This window comes from Porphyromonas pogonae, assembly GCF_036320655.1.
GTDB lineage: Bacteria > Bacteroidota > Bacteroidia > Bacteroidales > Porphyromonadaceae > Porphyromonas > Porphyromonas pogonae.
Genome location: NZ_CP143258.1, coordinates 632,646 through 655,337, shown reverse-complemented (window position 1 = coordinate 655,337; position 22,692 = coordinate 632,646). Strand labels below are relative to the sequence as shown.

Genomic DNA, 22,692 nt, shown 5'->3' with positions numbered 1-22,692 from the left:
AAAACTCCTCCGTCTCAATGCAGAAACGGAGGAGCAATAATATAGAGCGGATCGGTTATGCTTTGTAAGTTAGTGGCATGGAGTAGCTTTTCCTGATGCTTCTAAGCTTGTGACATAAGGCCGTAGCTTCACTTGTATTACCACTTTTGCTTTGCAATAATTTTTCGGCCTGCTTAATTGTATTTACAAATTCAACTCTGCGAGGATCTTTGGGTACCAAATAATCTTCTTGACCGTGATAATAAGCGTCTTTCATTTTGGCGAGAGCGACTTCCGCTCGCAAGGCCACAATACCAAAATCTTTTTTCTTATAAGGACCTTCTTGGGCTTTAACACGATATCCCTCCATAGCCAATTGACCATATGTTACACGTTGATTTTTTTCGAAACCTGTACCATCGTAACCGACTGAACAAACGTAGTTTTCATTATCAAATTTGTCTATGAAATAAATCTTTTTATCACCAAAAGCTATTTGCTTCCATAAATATCCTTCTTTAGCGGGACGATTAAGCTTGTAGATAGTTTGCCTATTACTTCCATCGAAATAACTTTTATAAATGCACATATCAGTCATAGACAAATAATACCAGTATTTATTTATGTAAATAGCTTCGGTTTGATTTGGATTTTTACGAAAGAAATAGTTATCATTCTCAAAACGACGGCTGTTTGCAGCAGGAATCTTAGGAAATTCAGTTGCTCTTACATGCTTGAGTTCATCATAAAATCTACTATCGGATGTGAAAGCAAATTTACATACAAAGTCGGAAATTGGGAATGATCCACCGGAATCATCCCATGTAAGATCCATATTGTACCACTGCCCTTCAATAAAAATTCTATTCCAGACATGTCCTAAGTTCTCATAAAGACTACTGCCACGTATATAATCGGTACGAATACCAAGGTTTTCCATCAACATACAATATGCAAGACTATAACCTTGGCATACAGCTTTCCCTAAAACGAGAGGCCCTAATAAATCGAAAGGATGGTCAGCAAAGCTATATGATGTTCTTTTGGTAATCTGATATCCTACTGAATAAGCAATTTCTACATCAGACATCCCCTCAGCCAAGGAGGCATAGCACTCTTCCATGCCCTTCTCCACATTATTAGCCCACTCACGTATCTGATTCATTGGGACCTTAGACTCAATCCGGTATTTGTCAACCAAAGAATGATCGGATTCCTTATAAACTACAGAGAAACTACCATCCGTTTCTATATGAAATATAAAAGGATACTTTTTGACAAATTTTGCAAATAATTCTTCGCTTTCTGAAAGGGTGCCTTCCTTAGCCTCCATCTTTATATTCAAGTCTCCCACATCACATGTTTCTTGTCCTCTCAATGCCGCGTTTGCCAATCGACGAAATAAAGTTTCTTCGCGTGTCAAAGCTGAGTCATGCTCATCTGAAGTAATAGAATCTCCCGATTGTTTCGGTGTTTCGGGATCCTTCTTTTCCGGGTCTTCTTTTGCCTGTTCTTTGGCAGGCTCTTCAACAACAGGCAATACGGGCACATCTTTATGACATGACCAAAGGCTTAATAAAGCAAATAGAATAAATATTTTTTTCATGTTACAAAAGTACTAAAAAGTTGTTTGGTTTAAATATAACACATAAAGATAATAGTTTAGCCTTAAAAAGCCTATATAAAAGGACTAAGGACTGTAACAGCGGTAAATGATAAAAATGAAATCGGGCAAGACAGCCTCTCAAGAAAAGATTGCTCTATATATTTGATATTAAATCACAATTGAGATTTTGTAGAAACAAAACGTCAGAACATTTGGGACTTTAGGGAATAATTATTTACTTCAATGTCTATATGAAGCACCGACTTAGAGTCGTTTATATTATAAAGGTATTAAAAGGATCATAATGATGAAAAAGAATCTATTACTTAGGAGTATGTTCGTCCTCACGGCTGTAGTATTGAGCTCAATGTTGCTGACCTCTTGTGACAAGAAAGACGAACCAAAGAAAACTACAGAACTAACCGGCAAATGGGTGTTGACTGATGGAGACACCAGTGTCCCCCAGATAAAAGAGCTGGTTATGATGTATTTCAAGAAGATGCAAAAGATGCCGCCGCAAGTCACTTTTGATTTTGTAACGCCTACAGAAATGAAGATCGATGCTGTACCTTACGGTACGCCACTTTCTCCTAAAGAGCATAAAGGGCTTAGTGTAACATACAGCTATAAGGAGAATGGGATGCTTGCACTCAATATTCCCCAAAGCGAGGGAGCGGCAATGCCACTGAATATGGGACAAGTAAAAGTGTCGGAAACAGAGCTTACCACTTATGCCAAGTACTCGGTGAAAGAACAGATTATGCTAAAGATTGTGCTGGAAGCACAAAACAAAGCATTCCTCGAGAAAGCCGCCAAAGAGCACATCGAGATACCCAAGCTCCCTATAGTAATCACAGCGGATAATCTGCCGGAGCTCATAGATAAGTTGAGTAAAATTAAAGATGGTGTTGATTTTCTCGCCCGCACAATGGTATTGAATATACTGACCAAAAACATCAATGAGAATAAAGAGCTAACGATAAAAACAAAGTTTATACCCGTAAAATAAAGCTGTCAACTTATTGACGAACCCATTGCAAAACTACCCCAACCCATGGTGCGATAGCCAATGCTTATTTACGAGACGATGATGCCTCCACTAAAAAGCTTAGCTGCCACAACTCTCCTAATAACAGAAGAAGAAACATCAGCTATTACAGGGGATATATCAAGGTCAAGGAAAGGTATACGCAATGAGGCTAAACTCTCAACAATACAGAACAAACCCGATGTACGCCATAGCAGTACATCGGGTTTGCATTGATGTGACAGAAGGAACTCTACCTCAGTATGCCTTGAGCTTTTCCTTGAGAATAGCATTGCGCTTGTCCAAAGTAGGATAACCTCCGTTCATCGCTTTTTCCCAAGTACCGTAATTGGGATTGGGCAATACGATGAATTTCTTTCCAAACTCGGCTCGTTGCTTCACAACACTCTCATGCCTCATGGCTTCTGTGCCGTCATCATAGACATGATCGAAATCGCCAAGATTGTCTCCCAAAAGCAAAACGATATCGTACTTGGAGAGAACAGCATCACGACGTGACTGTTTGTTGGACGATCCCTGACGGAGAAGCAGATGCTGATCATCTGTCTGCGGAAATCCGAATTTCTTCAGATTCTCCAACGTACCGGCTCTATCAGCCTCCGATCTATTGGAGATATAAAATACTTCTACACCCTTGCTGTGGGCATACCTAAAGAAATGCAAAGCTCCGCACAAGGTATCGGCTTCAGCTCTCCGGCACCACTCATTCCAAGACTTTTCTTCATAATCTTTGCCCAGTAATGCCTGATGCACGCTGTTGGGAGTATTGTCCAGCATAGTCTCATCAATATCCGTTACTACGGCCAAAGGTTTGGACGCCAGATTTTTCTCTTTCTCTTGCAAAGCTTCGTTTAACCTCAGCTCAGCAATGTTATAAGCTTGCATGCACAGAGCCTTATACTCGGCAGAGCGCTGTATCCAGGCGGAGCTGTAAAGCTTACCTCCCAATACAGCATTGTCGGGTGCTTGAGTGTGGGTGTTGATCATGTGCGAAGATGTACTGCATGCAGATGTAAGCAGTATGGTGGCACATGCCGAGATGAATGTAGTTTTATTGATTTTCATAAAGTTGATTGTATTAACTGTTTCTATCTTGTAGCGCAAGCATTACGATGATTCCCCAACTAATAAGGGAACCGCTGAACTTCTATTTGCTCTCTTGAGAATGATGCTTCATGTAGCACCCGCGACACAAAGGACGATATTCATTGAGCTCCCCCAGCACTACCTGCTCTGTAGCTTCAACGAGTCTGTATGAATAGTTGGCAAGACGACCACACTCCACACAAATAGCATGTACCTTGAGAACGCTATCGGCGATAGCACATAATGCCGGCATGGGGCCAAAAGGATTACGTCGGAAATCCATATCCAACCCCGCTATAACCACACGAATACCCTGATCAGCCAATTGCTGCACGATGGAGACAAGACCGTCATCGAAAAACTGCGCCTCATCAATACCCACGACATCGACTTCGGAACACATCAGAAGGATATTGCCGGAATTGTCCACCGGTGTGGAGTCAATAGTATTGCGATCATGAGAAACAACTTGCTCTTCGTCATAACGTGTATCTATGGCGGGCTTGAATATCTCTACCTTCTGGCGAGCTATCTTGGCACGGCGAAGTCGACGAAGGAGTTCTTCAGTTTTTCCGCTAAACATAGATCCGCAAATGACTTCTATGCTTCCTCTCTTAGATACACTGCCACAAGCATTATTCTCAATAATATAATGATCCATGGGATAAAAAAAAGATTGATTACAGGTTTAACTTAATACGGATAATAAACGCGAACCGTCAGCTTGCTCCTCAATGGCTATCTTGACGGCATCGTGGGGCAAAATATCTTCTAAAACCTCCGGCCACTCAATAAAACAAACACAACCGCTTTCGAAATAATCCTCTGCACCAAGATTGAGTGCATCGGAAAGCTTGTTGAGTCTATAGCAATCGAAATGATAAATGAGTTCGCCCGAATCCTCGGAACGGTATTCGTTGATAATAGAAAAGGTGGGGCTATTGATAACATCGGTAACACCGAGTTCCTCGCACACCGCTTTTATAAAGGTAGTCTTGCCTGTGCCCATGGGGGCATAGAAAGCAAATACATCTCCGAGAGGAAGTACCTCTCGGATGAACTCACGAGCCGACTCACGTATAGTATCTGCGGACTCGATTTTTATCGTCTTTGACATAAAACGCTACTTAGGTTGCATGGTGATAATTGGGACTAACATCTCCTCCATAGAGACGCCTCCGTGCTGGAATGTGTCTTTGTAATACTGAACGTAGTAGTTATAATTGTTCGGATAAGCAAAGAAATCATCATTCAAACAGAATACAAATTTATCTGAAATATTGTTTTGTGGCAAACCGATCTTAGCAGGATTACTGATTTCAAAAACTTCTTTAGGATTAAAACCTAGACTTTTACCTATCTTATATCTCAGGTTAGTATTGGTATTTTTATCTCCAACTATTTTCACCGGATTTTTGACACGTATGGTACCGTGATCGGTGGTAAGTATAACACGGTATCCCATCTCGGATATGCGCTTGAAGAGATTGTAGGTAGTAGAGTGCTTGAACCAGCTACGCGTGAGGGATCGGTATGCAGCTTCAGAGCTGGCAAGCTCACGGATCATCTTGCTTTCGGTGCGGGCATGAGAAAGCATATCCACAAAATTAAGAACTATGACATTGAGCGGAAACTCCTTGAGCTGGGATATATTTGCCAGCAATCTTTCACTAAATCGTGTCTCATATACCTTATTATAAGAAAACTTATAAGGCTTGCGATATCTATCGAGAAGTGTCCTGATCATGGGCTCTTCATTGAGATTCTTGCCCTCCTCACTTTCTTCATCAATCCATAGTTCAGGGAACATCTTCTCTATATCCAAAGGCATAAGTCCTGAGAAGATGGAATTGCGAGCATACTGAGTGGCCGTAGGAAGAATGGAGACGTAGAGATCTTCCTCGAAGGTATAAAACTCACTGAGCATATCTTTGACGGTAGCCCACTGGTCGAGACGAAAATTATCAATAAGAATGAAAAAAACTTTCTCGCCGTTATCCAGCAAAGGAAATACTTTGTGCTTGAACAAATCCGGGCTCATCACAGGTTTGTCCTGCGAGGCGTTTAACCAACTTTCATAATTATTCTTGACAAAGCGGCTAAACATGCGTCCTGCCTCGGCCTTTTGCATCTCAAGCAAACTACCCATATCTTGAGCATTCTCTTCCAGCTCAATCTCCCAATACACAAGTCTCTTGTAAAGATCTTTCCATTCGTCCAGCGTGAGAGTATCACTTATCTGGGCACCAAGGCGGGTAAACTCCTGGCGATAGTTTTCCGTAGCTGTTTGGGTGAGGATGGTGCTTTGGTGGAGGTTTTTCTTGAGAGAAAGAAGGAGCTGATTGGGATTGACCGGTTTGATGAGATAGTCTGCTATCTTACCGCCAATAGCCTGATTCATAATCTGCTCCTCCTCACTCTTTGTCACCATGACGACAGGAATATATGGCTTGAGCTCCTTGATTACCTGTAAAGTATCGAGCCCCGTAAGACCTGGCATATTCTCATCAAGAAAGATAAGATCAAAGTTGTCGTTCTTTACCGCTTCTACAGCATCTGCGCCACTTAGTACGGGAGTTACTTTGTATCCTTTCTTTTCAATAAATAGAATATGAGGTTTCAGGAGATCGATCTCGTCGTCAGCCCATAATATGTGATACTCTTTCATAATGTCTATTAATCTTTTAATTAGTTCTATTTCAAAGATAACAAAAAAGAGATAAGATATATTGCCTTTATCCACTCACAACAGGTATTCCTATGCTGTTTGAGAGTTGATATATAATCGATCTACAAAAAAGATTTAAGAGCAAAAAATCTAAAAGACCTATTATTGGCACAGTCATATACATTTTGACATCAAAACATAAACAATATGGAATAGAATGAAAAACAAGAAGCCAACCACCAACGCTATCACTTTGAACAAATAAAAGCCAACTAAAAGAGCATTATGAAATAATAAACATAAGTATTGATAAATTATTTTGAAAAAATAAATAAAAAAACTTTCTAAAAGTTTTGGTCGTTAAAAAAACGTTTGTATATTTGTGATGTGGTTTTTTCATAATAGTATTAGATTTAAGGTTAACAAAGATGGTTAGGGGATGTCGAGAGATATTCCCTAATTTTATTTTATAACGTATATAAAAATTTGTACCTTGCAATTAATAATTGGTATTGAATAACTATAAAACATCTTGAATTATGTCACAAGTGTTTCTATTCATATTCATAATCTTGTTAGTGCTGGTATTGGTATTAGCTTATTTCCAATATTACAATTCGGCCAAAAAGAGACGCAACCGCCATTTCAGAAACAAAGATCTGTAATCAATATATGGTGTACTGCATCTTGTCACATCCGGTGAAAAAGAAGGCTCTCTTAGTATATCCACAAGAATAATCCTAATAGCTCCATAACTATTGGTTGAATATTACTTAAATGTATAGGAGGAGGGTGCACTTTGCCTTAGGGGAGGCTCAAAGGCTACTTTTTACCTGTCCGGGGTGATTCACCCACAAAAAGGAATTATCATTTTGAAATAAATGCCCCCAATAAATATCTCCCCCTCAAAAAAAGATCGAAATGCCCAAGTTATGCTGTCATTATAGTTCCATAGTAAACTTGATTCAGGTTAAAATAAATCATTAGTTTACTCATAAATATTAGTTTTTTTCTGCAAAAAGAACGATTTATATGGTTCAAACTTCGACTCCGTCAAATTCAAAGATTGGCTCCGTCAAGTTCAAAGATTGAGGAAGTCGTTCTCAAAGATTGATATAAATGCTTTAGGGGCAATTCAGGATAGAAAAACCGCAAACGGGATATGGTTATACCCATTTGCGGTTTTTCTATCGTTATAATTTTCTGTTTCTTTACATTCTGACAATTTGATATTTCTTTTTTACCGGTCCTGTTTGACAGGATGAAATGCCCTGGAAATCAATATTATGTATATCGTGAAATATATTATTGAAGTAGTATTCATTTCTGTTATAATATAATTTGATATAAAAAGGTGTTCATACAAATTCAAAGATATAACATCGCCCCTTAAAAATACACGACATATTGACTACCAATAATATACACATGAATATTCTTTGACAAATCTGGATATTTGAGTATCTTTGAGATCTAAGAAATTGCTGATTTTTATGATAAAACACGCTATAACAAGATATATATTTATATTATGGGTGATAATTTTATCCCCCATAGCATTCGGGTGCGGTACCTGCAAACCGGTATCTAATATATCTCTAGTCCCCCGTCCAATGCAGGTAGTACCTGGTGATGGAAATTTTATTTTTACTGATAAAACGGTGTTTTCCGTAGAAAGCGCCGAACAAGCCTTAATTGCTAATAGCTTCATAGACTTATTTACACATGCTGCCGGCTTTACTCCAAAGCTAAACGTAGGGAAAAAGGAGGGAGCAAATATCCGTTTCGAAACAGATAGTTCTCTGAAAAGTGAAGCCTACTCACTAGATGTTTTACAAAAAACGATACTCATTAAGGCCTCTGATATAAAAGGCTTCTTTTATGCTTTACAGACGATACGTCAGTTGCTTCCGGCATCTATCGAAGAAAAAAATACTTTTGGGTCACACATGGAATGGAAGATTCCGGTAATGAGTATTCGGGACGAACCGCGCTTTGAATACCGGGCTTTACTATTGGATGTATCACGATTTTTTATCCCTAAAGAAAATGTGATGCGAATTATAGATTGTATGGGCATGCTTAAGATTAACATACTTCATCTCCATTTGACCGATGATAATGGATGGCGTATAGAAATAAAGAAATACCCTCGCCTGACGGATATCGGAGCGTGGAGGGTCGATCATATGGATGTACCGTTTCCCAGCCGTCGTAATCCGAACCCCGGAGAACCTACTCCTATAGGAGGTTTTTACACACAAGAAGATATCAAAGAAATGGTAGCTTACGCTACTGAGCGTCAGATCGAGATAGTACCTGAAATCGATGTGCCAGCTCATAGCAATGCGGCTTTGGCGGCTTATCCTAAATTAGCATGCCCCGTGGTAAAGGATTATATAGGTGTATTGCCCGGTTTGGGAGGAAATAATTCCGATATTATTTTTTGTGCCGGAAATGACAGTGTATTTACTTTCTTGGAAAACGTGTTTGATGAAGTCTTGGCATTGTTCCCTTCGCGCTATATCCATATCGGCGGAGACGAGGCTCGGAAAAAATACTGGAAACAATGTTCATTATGTCAGGCACGAATGAAGCGTGAGAATCTCAAAGATGAAGAAGATCTGCAAGGATATTTCATGAAGCGCATCAGTGATTATGTGTGCAGTAAAGGCCGTGAAGTGATTGGGTGGGATGAATTGACCAATAGCAGTTTCCTGCCCAAGGGGATTATCATTCTGGGTTGGCAAGGTTATGGACAAGCTGCTCTGAAAGCGGCAGAGAAAGGGCATCGTTTCATTATGACTCCGGCACGTGTGATGTACCTGATTCGTTATCAAGGACCGCAATGGTTCGAACCACTAACCTACTTTGGCAATAACACGCTCCAAGACGTGTATGATTATGAGCCGATACAAAAAGGTTGGAAACCGGAATATGCTTCTCTTTTGATGGGCGTACAAGCCTCCTTGTGGACAGAGTTTTGTAACAGACCTGAGGATGTTGATTATCTCGTGTTCCCACGCTTGGCTGCATTGGCAGAAGTTACTTGGACACAACCGGAAAAGAAAGATTGGGCTTCATTTCTGAAAGCTATGGATAAGTATAATGCACATTTGGACAAGAAGGGAATAGTTTATGCTCGTTCCATGTACAATATTCAGCATAAAGTGATACCGGAGCGAGGGATGCTCAAAGTGCTACTGGAGTGCATCCGCCCGGATGTGGAGATACGCTTGACCACCAATGGACAGGAACCTACATCAGATTCGCAGTTATACACAGAACCCTTGATTGTAAAGGATGTACAGGGGATCAAAGCTGCTACTTTTGCAGATGGCAGGCAGATGGGCAAAACCCTTAGATTACCCATTATTTGTAATAAAGCTACCGGAAAACCTGTGATAGGCATCCAACCAATTGATAATGTATTGACAAATGGCGTTCGGGGAAGTCTAAAGCAAACCGACTTTGAATGGTTTAGCAACATGAAAAATGGTCTTGTTTCTTTTACTATCGATTTGCAACGACAGGAGAAAATAAGTTCTTGCATTATCGAATGTATTACAAATTACGGAATGGGCGTACATAAACCGAAAGCCATTCGAGTAGAAGTATCCGATGATAACATAATATTTCATGATGTGGGAGGATTGGGCTTTGCTCCTTCAGAAATATTCCAAGAAGGTACTTTCATTGAAGACATCACAGTGAAAATGAAACAAACGTGTGCGCGTTATGTGCGTGTGACGGCAGAAGGAGCCGGATGTTGTCCGCCGAACCATGTACGTCCCGGACAAGAATCCCGAGTCTGTTTTGACGAGGTGATTATCGAATAGTAATAAATCAAGATGCTGTTTTGAATTTTTAATTACAATATTTCCTTCTTGATGGTTCCCCTACTCCATATCTTTAGTATTGGGATTTATAGGAAAGAAATGAGATTAAAGAGACACAAAATGAAAAGAAAGCAGCAAAAAGCATAAACAAACACATCATCCCTAAAACTCAAAACTGTTCCTAAAAACAATAAATAACCCAATGATACGAAAGTTTTTTATCTTGCCGGCATTGTTGGCAACAATCTCTGCCTTTGCACAGGAAAAACCTCTAATCGAATGGCAAAACCAGTGCGCTGTGGGGTTGAATAAGCTCTCTCCACACACTTATGTATGGCCTTATGAGGATGCTTCCGATATTGCAAAACCGGGAGGATATGAGAACTCTCCTTTTTATATGAGCTTGAATGGGAAATGGAAGTTTCACTGGGTGAAAAATCCGGATAACCGACCAAAAGATTTTTATCAGCCCTCTTATTATACAGGTGAATGGGCAGATATTAATGTCCCCGGTAACTGGGAACGGCAGGGCTATGGCACTCCCATTTACGTCAATGAAAGGTATGAATTTGATGATAAAATGTTTCATTTCAAAAAGAACCCGCCTCTGGTTCCTTATGCAGCAAACGAAGTCGGCTCATATCGCCGTACTTTCAAGATACCCGCAGACTGGAAAGGACGTAGAGTGGTGCTTTGTTGCGAAGGAGCCTCCTCTTTTTATTATGTCTGGGTAAATGGTAAACTTCTCGGATATAATCAAGGATCAAAAACGAATGCCGAGTGGGATATCACAGAAGTATTGAATAACGGAGAAAATGTGGTGGCTTTGGAGGTGTATCGTTGGAGTGCAGGCTCTTATTTGGAATGTCAGGACATGTGGCGTTTGAGCGGGATAGAGCGTGATGTATATCTTTACAGCACTCCCAGGCAATATATTGCTGATTATAAACTAAATGCATCTTTGGACAAAGTTGGGTATAAAAACGGAATTTTCGGACTGGGCATAATGATAGAAGGCATTTCCGGATCAAAGGGAACTATCGGTTACTCTCTGATAGATGCTGGTGGTATAACTATATTGCAGGATGCCATTGAGATAGAATCGTGTGGGCAGAATAATTTTATTGAATTTGAAGAGAAGAGTGTTCCGGATGTAAAAACATGGAATGCCGAACATCCTAATCTCTATACTTTGGTACTGGAGTTGAAAGACGCAGAAGGAAAGACAACAGAACTCACAGGATGTGAGGTCGGATTTCGCACATCTGAAATCAAAGGTAGAAGATTTTGCATTAACGGTGTGCCTGTGTTGGTCAAAGGCACCAACCGTCACGAGCACTCCCAGCTTGGACGCACGGTGAGTAAGGAGTTGATGGAAATGGATATCAAATTGATGAAACAGCACAATATCAACACTGTACGTAACTCACACTATCCCACTCATCCCTTTTGGTATCAGCTTTGCGATCGTTACGGGCTCTATATAATTGATGAAGCGAATATAGAATCGCATGGTATGGGATATGGTTCTGCGTCTTTGGCTAAAGATAGTACATGGCTTACAGCTCATATGGATCGTACACGCCGCATGTATCAACGATCTAAAAATCACCCGGCTATTGTGATTTGGTCCCTGGGTAATGAAGCAGGCAATGGTATTAATTTCGAGCGAACTTATGATTGGCTGAAAGTTACAGACAAAACTCGCCCCGTGCAGTATGAACGTGCCGAACTAAATTACAACACGGATATTTATTGTCGTATGTATCGTAGTGTAGACGAGATAAAAGCGTATGTGGCAAAAAAAGATATCTATCGCCCCTTTATTTTGTGTGAATATCTCCACGCAATGGGTAACAGTTGCGGTGGTTTGAAAGAATACTGGGATGTGTATGAAAGCGAACCGATGGCACAAGGAGGCTGTGTGTGGGACTGGGTAGATCAATCCTTTCAGGAGATAGATGCAACGGGAAAATGGTATTGGACTTACGGTGGTGATTACGGTCCGGACAGCATTCCGAGTTTTGGTAACTTCTGTTGTAACGGATTGGTGGGAGCCGACCGGAAACCTCACCCACATTTGCTGGAAGTGAAGAAAGTATATCAGAATATAAAAAGCGTTTTAGTCGACCGTAAAATGATGAAAATTCGCATTAAGAATTGGTTCGACTTCTCCAATCTGAATGAATATGTCTGTCATTGGAATGTCACGACAGACCGTGGAGTAAAAATAGTAGAAGGAAGTAAGGTTTTTGATGGTGAGCCTCATGCAGAAATAGAGGCCGTGTTGGGAGGTGTAAATCTTCCTAAAGGAGTGCGCGAAGCTTATTTGACTATAAGCTGGACACGAAAGGATCCTTCTCTGACAATTCCACTGAGTTGGGAGGTAGCTTACGACCAATTTGTTTTTACAGGTGATAAAACCTCTACGTCTCACCGTCCGCGTAAAAAGGGTGAAACAAGGTTTAGTGTCGATAAGAAAACGGGAGCGTTGACCTCCTTGAGCCTTGATGGCAAGGAATTGTTGTCCACTCCGGTTTCATTGAACCTTTTCCGTCCGGCTACGGACAATGACAACCGCGATAAGAACGGAGCACATCTATGGCGCCAAGCTGGACTTGATAATGTTGTGCAAAAAGCCATAGCCATTAAAGAATTCCAATCATCGACTAAGGCACGTGTGGAACTTCTCAATAAGAAAGGCATACGGATAGGAGTAGCAGACTTTGTATATACACTTCATCGAGACGGAGGGCTTAAAGTAACAACCGTCTTCGAGCCGGATACTTTAGCAGTAAGATCAATGGCTCGCTTGGGGCTGACATTTCGTGTGAACGATGAGTATAACCGGATCTCATATCTTGGCCGTGGCGATAACGAAACCTATGCCGACCGTAAACAATCCGGTAAAATAGGGTTGTACCGGACTTCTCCCGAACAAATGTTTCATTATTATGTCAGGCCACAGTCAGCAGGTAACCGCACGGATGTACGCTGGACACAGCTGACCAATCAGGCCGGTGAGGGCTTCTTTGTCGAATCGAATCGGCCTTTTCAGTTTAATATGATGCCTTTCTCCGATATCGTTTTGGAAAAGTCTAGTCACATCAATGACCTGAAACGAGACGGAATGATAACAGTACATCTAGATGCCGAACAAGCCGGTGTGGGCACGGCAACTTGTGGCCCGGGTGTGTTGCCTCAGTATTTAGTCCCTTTAATAAAAGGATATTTTGAGTTTACTATTTATCCGATAAAATAATAAACTGTTTTGAATTTTAAGGATGCAGTATTTGTCCATATCTTCTTATTGCTTTATGATAAAATTATTCTCCCCCAAAAAATCACCGGAGAAAAATAAAAAATCAACCCAATTTCTTATAAAACAATCTTATCCACCAGAATATAAACAAAAATGAAGAAATCCATTAATGATAAATCAATCTTTGAAAATCATAATTAATGTTAAAGATCGACATAATTATAAAAAAATATTGGCTTAAATCAATTAAAAGGCCATTATAGCAGCTCCTTAATGCCCCTTCATCTTATTAAAAATATTTACGATAAAAAAAAACAAAACTTATCGATTTATTATAAAAGGATAGGTACAGCCACATTTCTTAATTTCAACAAAGACCCTATTTTTACTTGTCATTATTTTAATAAAAGGAAGGGCATTCCGTCACTTATTAATAAACTTATTTATATTTTTTAAATTAGATACTACCTTCGGATCATTTTTATTTATATATACCAACCTCGGCTTGATTAATAAATATAAATTTATAACAAGATGCATATTACAAAATATAAATTATATTTGCACAGAAAAAAGAGACAAAGAACTATTTATTAGACATCAATCTTCATTATGACTAAGTCTTCACTCAGCATAAACAAAGGTATATTTCACTCATCATCTACGCTATTTCACAATAGAATAATCATATTTCTTTCACAATTAAACATTCGGATATGAAGAAACTTTTACGTCATGGAATGAGATTGTATCTCATCCTATTAATGACTCTAAGCTCTGTTTCTGCATTTGCTCAAAGCACAATAACCGTAAAAGGGACTGTGACAGACGGCCAAAAGGAACCGCTTATCGGAGTTAGTGTACGAGTTAAAGGCACCACCAATGGTGCAAACACTGATGTAGATGGCAAGTTTACCATCACCAATGTAAAACCTAATGCTACATTGGAATTCTCCTACATCGGGATGAAGAATTTAGAAGTAGCCATAAACGGCAAAACTACTATTAATGTAGTGATGGAGGACAACGCCAAGATGCTGCAAGAAGTAGTGGTTGTGGGCTACGGAACTCAGAAGAAAGTCAATGTGACAGGTGCAGTTTCGCAGGTAGACTCAAAAGTTTTTGAGGCAAGACCCGTAAACAACGTCTCTCAAGCTTTACAAGGAGTAATACCCGGTCTGAACCTTTCTACAACTAATGCGGGAGGAACGTTAAACTCTTCTATGAGTATCAATATCCGTGGTGTAGGAACTATTGGTCAGGGATCAAACTCTTCTCCTCTTATTCTTATCGACGGAGTGCAAGGAGACTTGAACTCCCTGAACCCAAATGATATCAAAACCTTTACTGTACTGAAAGACGCTGCTTCATGTGCTATCTATGGAGCAAGAGCATCCTTTGGAGTAATCCTCGTTACAACTAAATCCGGGATGAATGGAAAAGCCAAAGTTAATTATAGCACAAACATGCGGTTTTCCAAGGCTAGCCAAATTCCGGAAATGATGGATTCATACCACTTTGCACGTTATTTCAATGAAGCAGCCAAAAATGGCGGTCAAGGAGCAGTGTTCTCCGATACAGCATTGAAAGAAATCCAGAATTATATGGATTGGCAAAGTGGTAAGATCAAAGAACCACAGCCTTTTACATTCGCAGGCAATGATAATAGATGGCTGATGTACGGAGGAAGTAGAGCCAACACCAACTGGTTCAAAGAAATGTACAAGAGCTGGGTGCCATCATATGAACACAATATCAGTGTACGTGGTGGCTCTGACAAAATTAACTACTCGGTAAGCGGAAGTTATCTTGATGCTAATGGCCTTATCCGCCATGGTAAAGATCAGATGAATAGATATACGTTGTCCGGTAAGATTGGTTTCGACATAACAGATTGGGCACATCTAGACTACAATACCCGTTGGATCCAGGAGTCATACTCAAGACCTTCTTACATGACAGGTCTGTTTTTCCACAATATAGCCAGACGTTGGCCTACTAACCCTGTATATGACCCAAATGGTCACTACATGGAAGGCAATGAGATATTGCAGATGGAAAACGGAGGTAAAGACAAGAATGAAAAAGACTGGTTATACCAAACATTGGCATTGAATCTGAGACCATTGGAGGGATGGAATATCAATGCTGAATTCAATTATGTTACCACCAATAACTTTAATCACTGGGATAAGCTCCCAACATATGGATACGATGTGGATAACCACGAGTTTGCAGCACCTTGGGCAGGTGGAGATGCCGGCAAATCAGAAGTATCAGAGTCTGCTGTAAAAACCAAATACTGGACAGCTAACGTGTACTCCGATTATAGTAAGGCTATTGGAGGTCATTTCTTCAAAATCTTAGCAGGGTCAAATGTTGAATTAATGAGATCAAGAGACTTAGGAATTACTAAGAAAGACCTGATAACTCCACTCGTCCCTTCTATAAACACAGCAACAAATGACAAGCCCAGTGTTTGGGGTGGATACGGAGACTGGTCCATAGTCGGATTCTTTGCTCGATTCAATTACAATTACAATGAAAAATATTTATTCGAAGCAAACGTTCGTCGTGATGGCTCATCTCGCTTTGTAGGAGACAAAACATGGGGTACTTTCCCATCATTCTCAGCTGGATGGAACATTGCCAAAGAAGACTTCTTTACTCCTCTTTCTGAGTACGTAAGCACACTGAAGCTACGTGCTTCGTGGGGTGAGCTTGGAAACATGAATACGAATGCCCTATATCCTTTCTTCTTATCAATGCCCGTTGGGACTGCTAACGGTAGCTGGCTTGTAGATAATGCAAAACCCAATACGTCGAGTGCACCGGGTATTGTCAGTTCTGAAATGACTTGGGAAAAGATAAGATCTTGGAATATTGGTCTCGACTGGAGCGCATTTAATTCGAGACTAACAGGTTCTTTCGACTACTTCAAGAGAACAACCAAAGACATGATAGGTCCGGCTCCGGAACTTTCAAGCCTTTTAGGCACAGGCGTTCCTCGCGTAAACAACGCAGATATGGAATCCTACGGATGGGAAATGCAAGTAGAGTGGAGAGATCAATTGGGCGATTTTAGCTATGGCGCCAAATTAGTACTTTCTGATGACCAACAGCGAGTAACTAGATACCCCAATGAAAATTATTCATTGGATAGTTGGTACAATGGCAGGAAAAACGGAGAGCTTTGGGGCTATACCACTGCCGGTATTGCCAAAACCGACAATGAAATCATCGAGCACCTCAAAAAGAATAAACCTTCATGGGGTAGCAAATGGAGTGCTGGTGATGTGATGTACAAAGATATGAATGGGGATGGAGAGGTAAACAGTGGTAAAAATACTCTGAACGATCATGGCGACCTCACCGTTATCGGAAACTCTACACCAAGATACAAGTATGGTATCACACTGGATGCTGCTTGGAAAGGCATAGATCTAAGAGTCTTCTTACAAGGAGTAGGTAAGCGTGACTATGTTTTAGGTGGGCCTTACTTCTGGGGTGCATCAGGAGGCATGTGGCAATCAGCAGGATTTACCAAACACTGGGATTTCTTCCGTGCTGAAGGTCATGAGCTCGGAGCCAATACGGATGCTTATTACCCAAGACCCATATTTGGTGATGGCAAAAACCAAGCAACTCAAACCAAATATCTCCAAGATGCCTCATACCTGAGATTAAAGAATATACAATTGGGTTATTCACTGCCTCAAGCATGGGTATCAAAGCTTTATATGCAAAACTTACGCATTTATATTTCCGGAGATAATCTCTTTACAAAGTCCAAAATTTCGGGAATATTTGATCCTGAATTATTAGGCGGAGATTGGGGCCCTGGTAAAATATACCCGCTTAGCAAAGTTATTTCATTAGGCGTAAATGTTAATTTCTAATTTGACTGAAGATGAATTTCTTAAATAAATCACTCATATTGACGTTGGCTTGTGTATCACTGGTATCATGCAATGACTTCCTCGATAGACAGCCAGGATCAGAAGTAGGGCCGGAGAACTACCTGAATACAGAAAGTGACTTGGCATCATATCCAATTGCATACTATCCTTTTATTTTCAATTCTCATGGAGGCTGGAGTACAGGAATTGGACGTTATGATGACCATACCGACAATCAGGCTACCTCTGATGCCAGTTTAGCAAGATTTGAAGTAGGAAAAAGAACAGTTCCTGCTGATGGTAATCTGGGAATGAGTACAATTCGCGGTTGTAATTATTTCTTGAATAATGTACTCCCTAAATGGAAAAGCAAAAGTATCTCCGGTAATCCGGAAAACATCAAGCATTATATTGGGGAAGTCTACATGCTCAGAGCCATGGCTTACTATGACAAACTCCAAACTTACGGGGATTTTCCCATTATTTTGACACCTCTACCTGATAAAGACGAAGTTTTAGTTGAAAACGGGAAAAGGGCTCCACGTAATATCGTAGCAAGACAAATCATCTCAGACCTGGACTCAGCAGCATTGTTGATGAAAACAAACGCATTCAATCGTACTCGCCTTACTCGTGATGCGGCCTTGATTGCGAAGTCAAGAGTAGCTCTTTTTGAAGCTACGTTCCTTACTTATCATCGTGATACACCACGAGTCCCCGGAGGCCCCAATTGGCCCGGAGCAAAAATGGCCTACAACAAAGATTTCAAAATAGATCTTGATAACGAAATCAACTGGTTCCTTGATCAATCTATGGTTGCTTCAAAAGATGTTGCTGAGAGAGTGAGACTCACGGAGAATAGTGGTAAGTTTAATCCTGAAGGGGGCAAATTTAGCGGTTGGAATCCATATTTTGAGATGTTTGGCGCAAGAGATATGGGACAATATCCTGAGATTATATTTTGGAGACAGTATAACTCTGATCTAAGTGTAGCTCATGGAGTAAGTATATACATTCGTAGAGGAGGAAATACAGGGCTTACAAGAAGTATGATGGAAAGCTTCATTATGAAAAACGGATACCCTATCTATGACGCTCGCTCAGGCTACAAAGGTGATGTGAAAATAAGTGACACCAAAATTGGGCGCGATGACAGATTGAATCTTTTCGTTCTCGGAGAGGGTGATCCAGTAGATCTGAATAAATCAAATGGATCATTTGTAGTGCCTTATATTATAAATCTCAATGAAACTCGAGATGTCACAGGATATAGGAGTCGTAAGTTCTTAAATTATGATCCTTCGGAAGGTCCGGGATCTGACCTTACTTGTCAAGCCGGTGCTCCTGTTTACAGAGCTGTAGAAGCTTATCTGAATTACATCGAAGCTTCTTATCTAAAAAATAAGACAATAGACGCTACGGCTGATAAATACTGGAAGAACATTCGCAAAAGAGCCGGAGTGGATGAGGATTATAGGAAAACCATCAATGCTACCGATATGCAGAAAGAAACAGCAGACTGGGGAGCCTACTCTGCGGGTAAATTACTTACAGATGCTACTCTTTATAATATCAGACGTGAAAGACGTGATGAGTTCGTTAGTGAAGGAATGCGTTGGGAAGATGTTTTACGCTGGAGATCATTGGATCAAGTAAAGAATTACATAGTAGAAGGATTTAATCTCTGGGACGAAGCGTACAAAAATGAATTATATGTCAATCCCAAACCCGGAGAAACAGGTGGTGGTACATTATTAGCAGATGGCTCTGCCAAAGCAAACGTATCAGCCAAGAGTTTGAGTAAGTATTTGAGACCATATCAAATTGTGAATGTTGCGACAAATACAGTATTCAATGGCTATAATACATATAAAGCAATCTATTTAGCACCGTTGCCTTACAGACAAATGGAGCTTGCATCACCGGATAAGACGGCTGAAAACTCCAATTTGTATCAAAATCCCTATTGGCCTACTAAACCTAATGCAAAAGCTTTAGAATAATTAAGTAGACTAAGAAACTTTGATAACGCCCCGAATAGATTGAGTTCTATCCGGGGCGTTATTTTATTATACCTACAGTGTCATCGTAATTGCTTATCTTTGCGATTGAAATCCAAATTATTTATTTCTCAATCAGCATGCAGGAGAAGATTTTAATACTTGACTTTGGGTCTCAGACCACACAGCTTATCGGCAGACGTGTCAGAGAACTCAACACCTATTGCGAAATAGTTCCCTATAACAAACTTCCTGAAGATCTCAAGGGTATCCGCGGTATTATCCTTTCAGGCAGCCCATACTCCGTTTATGACGAAAAAGCATTCCGCACGGATCTGAGTCTCATCAGAGGTAAGTTGCCCATATTAGGCATATGTTTCGGTGCACAAAGCTTGGTACATCAATTCGGAGGCAAGGTAGAGCCATGTGACTCTCGTGAATACGGTAGAGCTCATCTCAATATTGTAGAACCCAAAGACCCATTGATGAGAGGTATCAACGAAGGCTCCACGGTATGGATGTCACACGGCGATACCATCACAAAAATTCCTGAAAAATATCGACTCATTGCAAGCACCGGTGACGTACCGGCAGCAGCATTTCATATCGATGGAGAGCAAACATGGGGCGTACAGTTCCACCCTGAAGTATTCCACTCGGAACAAGGTACCCTGCTCTTGGAAAATTTCATCGACATCTGCGGTATCAAAGGTAACTGGACAGCCGCCTCATTTATAGAAAGCACCGTAGCAGAACTCAAGGAGCAGTTGGGCAACGACAAAGTAATCCTTGCTCTATCGGGAGGCGTAGACTCTTCCGTGACAGCAGTACTGCTCCACAAAGCCATAGGTAAAAACCTTACTTGTATTTTTGTAGACCATGGTTTGCTGAGAAAGAATGAATTTGAAAATGTAATGCATGATTATGAGCACCTGGGGCTTAATGTCATAGGCGTCAATGCAAAAGAAAAATTCTTCTCAGCCCTCAAAGGGGTTACAGATCCTGAAGAAAAGCGCAAAATCATAGGAAGAGGCTTCATTGAAGTATTTGATGAAGAAGCTCACAAACTCAAAGATATTAAATGGTTGGGACAGGGCACTATCTATCCTGACGTTATCGAATCGCTCAGCATTACGGGGATGGTCATCAAAAGCCACCACAATGTAGGGGGACTTCCCGAGAAAATGCACTTGAAGCTTGTAGAGCCTTTGAGACTTCTTTTCAAAGATGAGGTACGCCGTGTAGGACTTGAGCTTGGGATGATGCCTCATTTGATACATCGCCATCCGTTCCCGGGACCCGGTCTGGGAATCCGTGTTTTGGGAGACATCACTGAAGAAAAAGTGACAATCCTACAGAATGCCGATGACATCTACATGAGCCTCATGCGTGAGTGGGATTTGTACAAAGATATATGGCAGGCAGGCGCCATACTGCTCCCCATAAAATCTGTAGGCGTGATGGGTGACGAACGTACCTATGAGTACACCATAGCTCTGAGAGCAGTTACTTCCACCGATGCGATGACAGCGGATTGGGCGCATTTGCCTTATGAATTCCTCGCCAAGGTTTCCAATGAGATTATCAATAAAGTACGTGGAGTAAACCGTGTAGTATATGATATCTCATCCAAACCGCCCAGCACCATTGAGTGGGAATAAGGCTCAAGAAAGAACTTTAATCTGTGACAGATTAAAAATATAGAAACAAAAACATAAAATAGGAAGGGTTATTGAGTATGGGATATGTCCAATAATCCCTTCCTATGCTAACATTTTACAAAATCGTGTCTACACAATTCCAACCTGAAGACAAAAGAAAAGTCACCACCCACCGCCTCACAGAGATGAAGAGCCGTGGTGAAAAAATCAGCATGCTCACAGCCTATGACTACTCTATGGCAAAGCTTATCGATTCGGCAGGTATAGATGTCATCCTCGTGGGAGACTCTGCTGCCAACGTCATGGCAGGGCATGTAACCACACTCCCCATCACTCTGGATCAAATGATATATCACGGCTCATCAGTCATGAGAGCCGTAAGCCGAGCGTTAGTCGTGGTGGATATGCCTTTCGGCTCATACCAAGGTAATCCCGAAGTAGCATTGGCCTCAGCCATACGCATCATGAAGGAAACCAATGCCGACTGCATCAAACTTGAAGGAGGCACATGTGTGAAAGAGTCTGTAGCCAAGATTATATCAGCCGGAATACCTGTCATGGGACACCTGGGACTCACCCCCCAATCCATCAATCAATTCGGGTCCTATAACGTCCGAGCCAAGGAGGAGACAGAAGCACACAGACTTATTGAGGATGCCAAGCTCCTCCAATCCCTCGGTTGTTTCTCTCTCGTTTTAGAAAAAATACCGGCCACTTTGGCAGCGCAGGTAGCATCGGAGCTCACTATCCCGGTCATTGGTATTGGAGCGGGTGGAGCAGTAGACGGTCAGGTACTTGTAATGCATGATATGTTGGGAATCAACGACGGATTCAATCCACGCTTTTTGAGACGCTATGCCAATGTGGGAGAGCAGATCACCCAAGCCGTGTCTCAGTATGTTTCGGATGTAAAAGGCTCAGACTTCCCCAGTGAAAAAGAGCAGTACTAAGATAAATACAGATAGCCATTGTCAGTAACAAACGCTACCGATTTTGTCGCTTGGTGCGACTATTTGGGCACTTTCGCCTTTGCTATCAGCGGCATCAGACTTGCTGCTGCCAAACGCTTTGACTGGTTTGGAGCATATGTCATCGGTTTTGTAACAGCAGTAGGGGGAGGGACATTGAGAGACGTCATGCTCAACGTCACCCCCTTTTGGATGGAACAACCATCATATCTTATTATCACAGCATTAGCCCTAGCTTTTACTATTACTTTTAGCAAAGTTATCGTCCGGCTCGACAACACGTTGTTTCTTTTCGATGCTATCGGGCTCGGACTCTTTGTCGTTGTGGGTATAGCCAAAACCTATGATGCGGGGTTCGGATGGTGGGTAGCCTTGATTATGGGTACTATCACCGGCTCGTTCGGAGGTATGATGCGAGATGTGCTCATTCACGAAGTACCGCTTATATTCCGTAAGGATATTTATGCCGTGGCATGCTTGTTGGGAGGAGTGATGTATGTGGTACTGCTTCATTTTACCAATATGTCTATACCTTGGATGCAGTTCTTTTCTGCCGCATTCGTTGTACTGGTACGCATCATAGCTGTTACATACCACATCAGCATCCCTACTTTTAGAGGTGATGACCGCCTACGCACCAACGATTGTGATAATTAATAGAATATTTTATTGGAGT

Annotated in this window: 13 protein-coding genes; 8 read left to right on the top strand and 5 right to left on the bottom strand. The window is 41.1% G+C overall.

What is annotated here, in order from left to right:
* Positions 1 to 55 precede the first annotated feature (55 nt).
* Positions 56 to 1,585, bottom strand: coding sequence for a transglutaminase domain-containing protein (locus VYJ22_RS02560; protein ID WP_329904870.1), 1,530 nt, complete (start codon positions 1,583 to 1,585; stop codon positions 56 to 58).
* A gap of 304 nt (positions 1,586 to 1,889) precedes the next feature.
* On the opposite strand from VYJ22_RS02560, the gene VYJ22_RS02555 reads away from it, so the two are divergent.
* Positions 1,890 to 2,594, top strand: coding sequence for a hypothetical protein (locus VYJ22_RS02555; RefSeq protein ID WP_329904868.1), 705 nt, complete (start codon positions 1,890 to 1,892; stop codon positions 2,592 to 2,594).
* Positions 2,595 to 2,870: 276 nt separating this feature from the next.
* On the opposite strand, the gene VYJ22_RS02550 is transcribed toward VYJ22_RS02555, so the two are convergent.
* The 4 genes from VYJ22_RS02550 to porX all read right to left on the bottom strand — a co-directional run bounded on the left by VYJ22_RS02550 (position 2,871) and on the right by porX (position 6,387).
* Entirely contained in the window at positions 2,871 to 3,698 is an 828-nt protein-coding gene (locus tag VYJ22_RS02550) for a 5'-nucleotidase, lipoprotein e(P4) family (RefSeq protein ID WP_329904867.1), read from the bottom strand.
* An 82-nt stretch (positions 3,699 to 3,780) separates the two neighbouring features.
* The gene (locus tag VYJ22_RS02545; protein ID WP_329904866.1) at positions 3,781 to 4,380 is read right to left on the bottom strand and encodes a thymidine kinase; all 600 of its coding nucleotides are present in this window, start codon (positions 4,378 to 4,380) and stop codon (positions 3,781 to 3,783) included.
* A gap of 27 nt (positions 4,381 to 4,407) precedes the next feature.
* Complete coding sequence (gene tsaE / locus VYJ22_RS02540) at positions 4,408 to 4,836, bottom strand: tRNA (adenosine(37)-N6)-threonylcarbamoyltransferase complex ATPase subunit type 1 TsaE (RefSeq protein WP_329904864.1); 429 nt, start codon at positions 4,834 to 4,836, stop codon at positions 4,408 to 4,410.
* 6 nt (positions 4,837 to 4,842) lie between these two features.
* Positions 4,843 to 6,387, bottom strand: a complete 1,545-nt coding sequence (gene porX / locus VYJ22_RS02535; RefSeq protein WP_329904862.1) for a T9SS response regulator signal transducer PorX — start codon at positions 6,385 to 6,387, stop codon at positions 4,843 to 4,845.
* 1,508 nt (positions 6,388 to 7,895) lie between these two features.
* On the opposite strand from porX, the gene VYJ22_RS02530 reads away from it, so the two are divergent.
* The 7 genes from VYJ22_RS02530 (at position 7,896) to VYJ22_RS02500 (ending at position 22,673) form a co-directional block, all read left to right on the top strand.
* The gene (locus tag VYJ22_RS02530) at positions 7,896 to 10,226 is read left to right on the top strand and encodes a beta-N-acetylhexosaminidase (RefSeq protein ID WP_329905556.1); all 2,331 of its coding nucleotides are present in this window, start codon (positions 7,896 to 7,898) and stop codon (positions 10,224 to 10,226) included.
* 202 nt (positions 10,227 to 10,428) lie between these two features.
* Positions 10,429 to 13,488: a glycoside hydrolase family 2 TIM barrel-domain containing protein gene (locus VYJ22_RS02525; RefSeq protein WP_329904861.1), complete on the top strand. Its 3,060-nt coding sequence runs from the start codon at positions 10,429 to 10,431 to the stop codon at positions 13,486 to 13,488.
* A 716-nt stretch (positions 13,489 to 14,204) separates the two neighbouring features.
* Positions 14,205 to 17,387, top strand: coding sequence for a SusC/RagA family TonB-linked outer membrane protein (locus VYJ22_RS02520; protein ID WP_329904860.1), 3,183 nt, complete (start codon positions 14,205 to 14,207; stop codon positions 17,385 to 17,387).
* An 11-nt stretch (positions 17,388 to 17,398) separates the two neighbouring features.
* A complete protein-coding gene (locus VYJ22_RS02515; protein ID WP_329904859.1) occupies positions 17,399 to 19,390 on the top strand; it encodes a RagB/SusD family nutrient uptake outer membrane protein in 1,992 nt (663 codons plus the stop codon).
* Between the two features lie 137 nt (positions 19,391 to 19,527).
* Positions 19,528 to 21,048: a glutamine-hydrolyzing GMP synthase gene (gene guaA / locus VYJ22_RS02510; protein WP_329904858.1), complete on the top strand. Its 1,521-nt coding sequence runs from the start codon at positions 19,528 to 19,530 to the stop codon at positions 21,046 to 21,048.
* A gap of 125 nt (positions 21,049 to 21,173) precedes the next feature.
* The gene (gene panB, locus VYJ22_RS02505; protein ID WP_329904857.1) at positions 21,174 to 21,998 is read left to right on the top strand and encodes a 3-methyl-2-oxobutanoate hydroxymethyltransferase; all 825 of its coding nucleotides are present in this window, start codon (positions 21,174 to 21,176) and stop codon (positions 21,996 to 21,998) included.
* A gap of 18 nt (positions 21,999 to 22,016) precedes the next feature.
* Positions 22,017 to 22,673 carry a trimeric intracellular cation channel family protein gene (locus VYJ22_RS02500; RefSeq protein ID WP_329904856.1) on the top strand — a complete coding sequence of 219 codons (657 nt, stop codon included), beginning with the start codon at positions 22,017 to 22,019 and terminating at the stop codon, positions 22,671 to 22,673.
* The last annotated feature ends 19 nt before the right edge of the window (positions 22,674 to 22,692 follow it).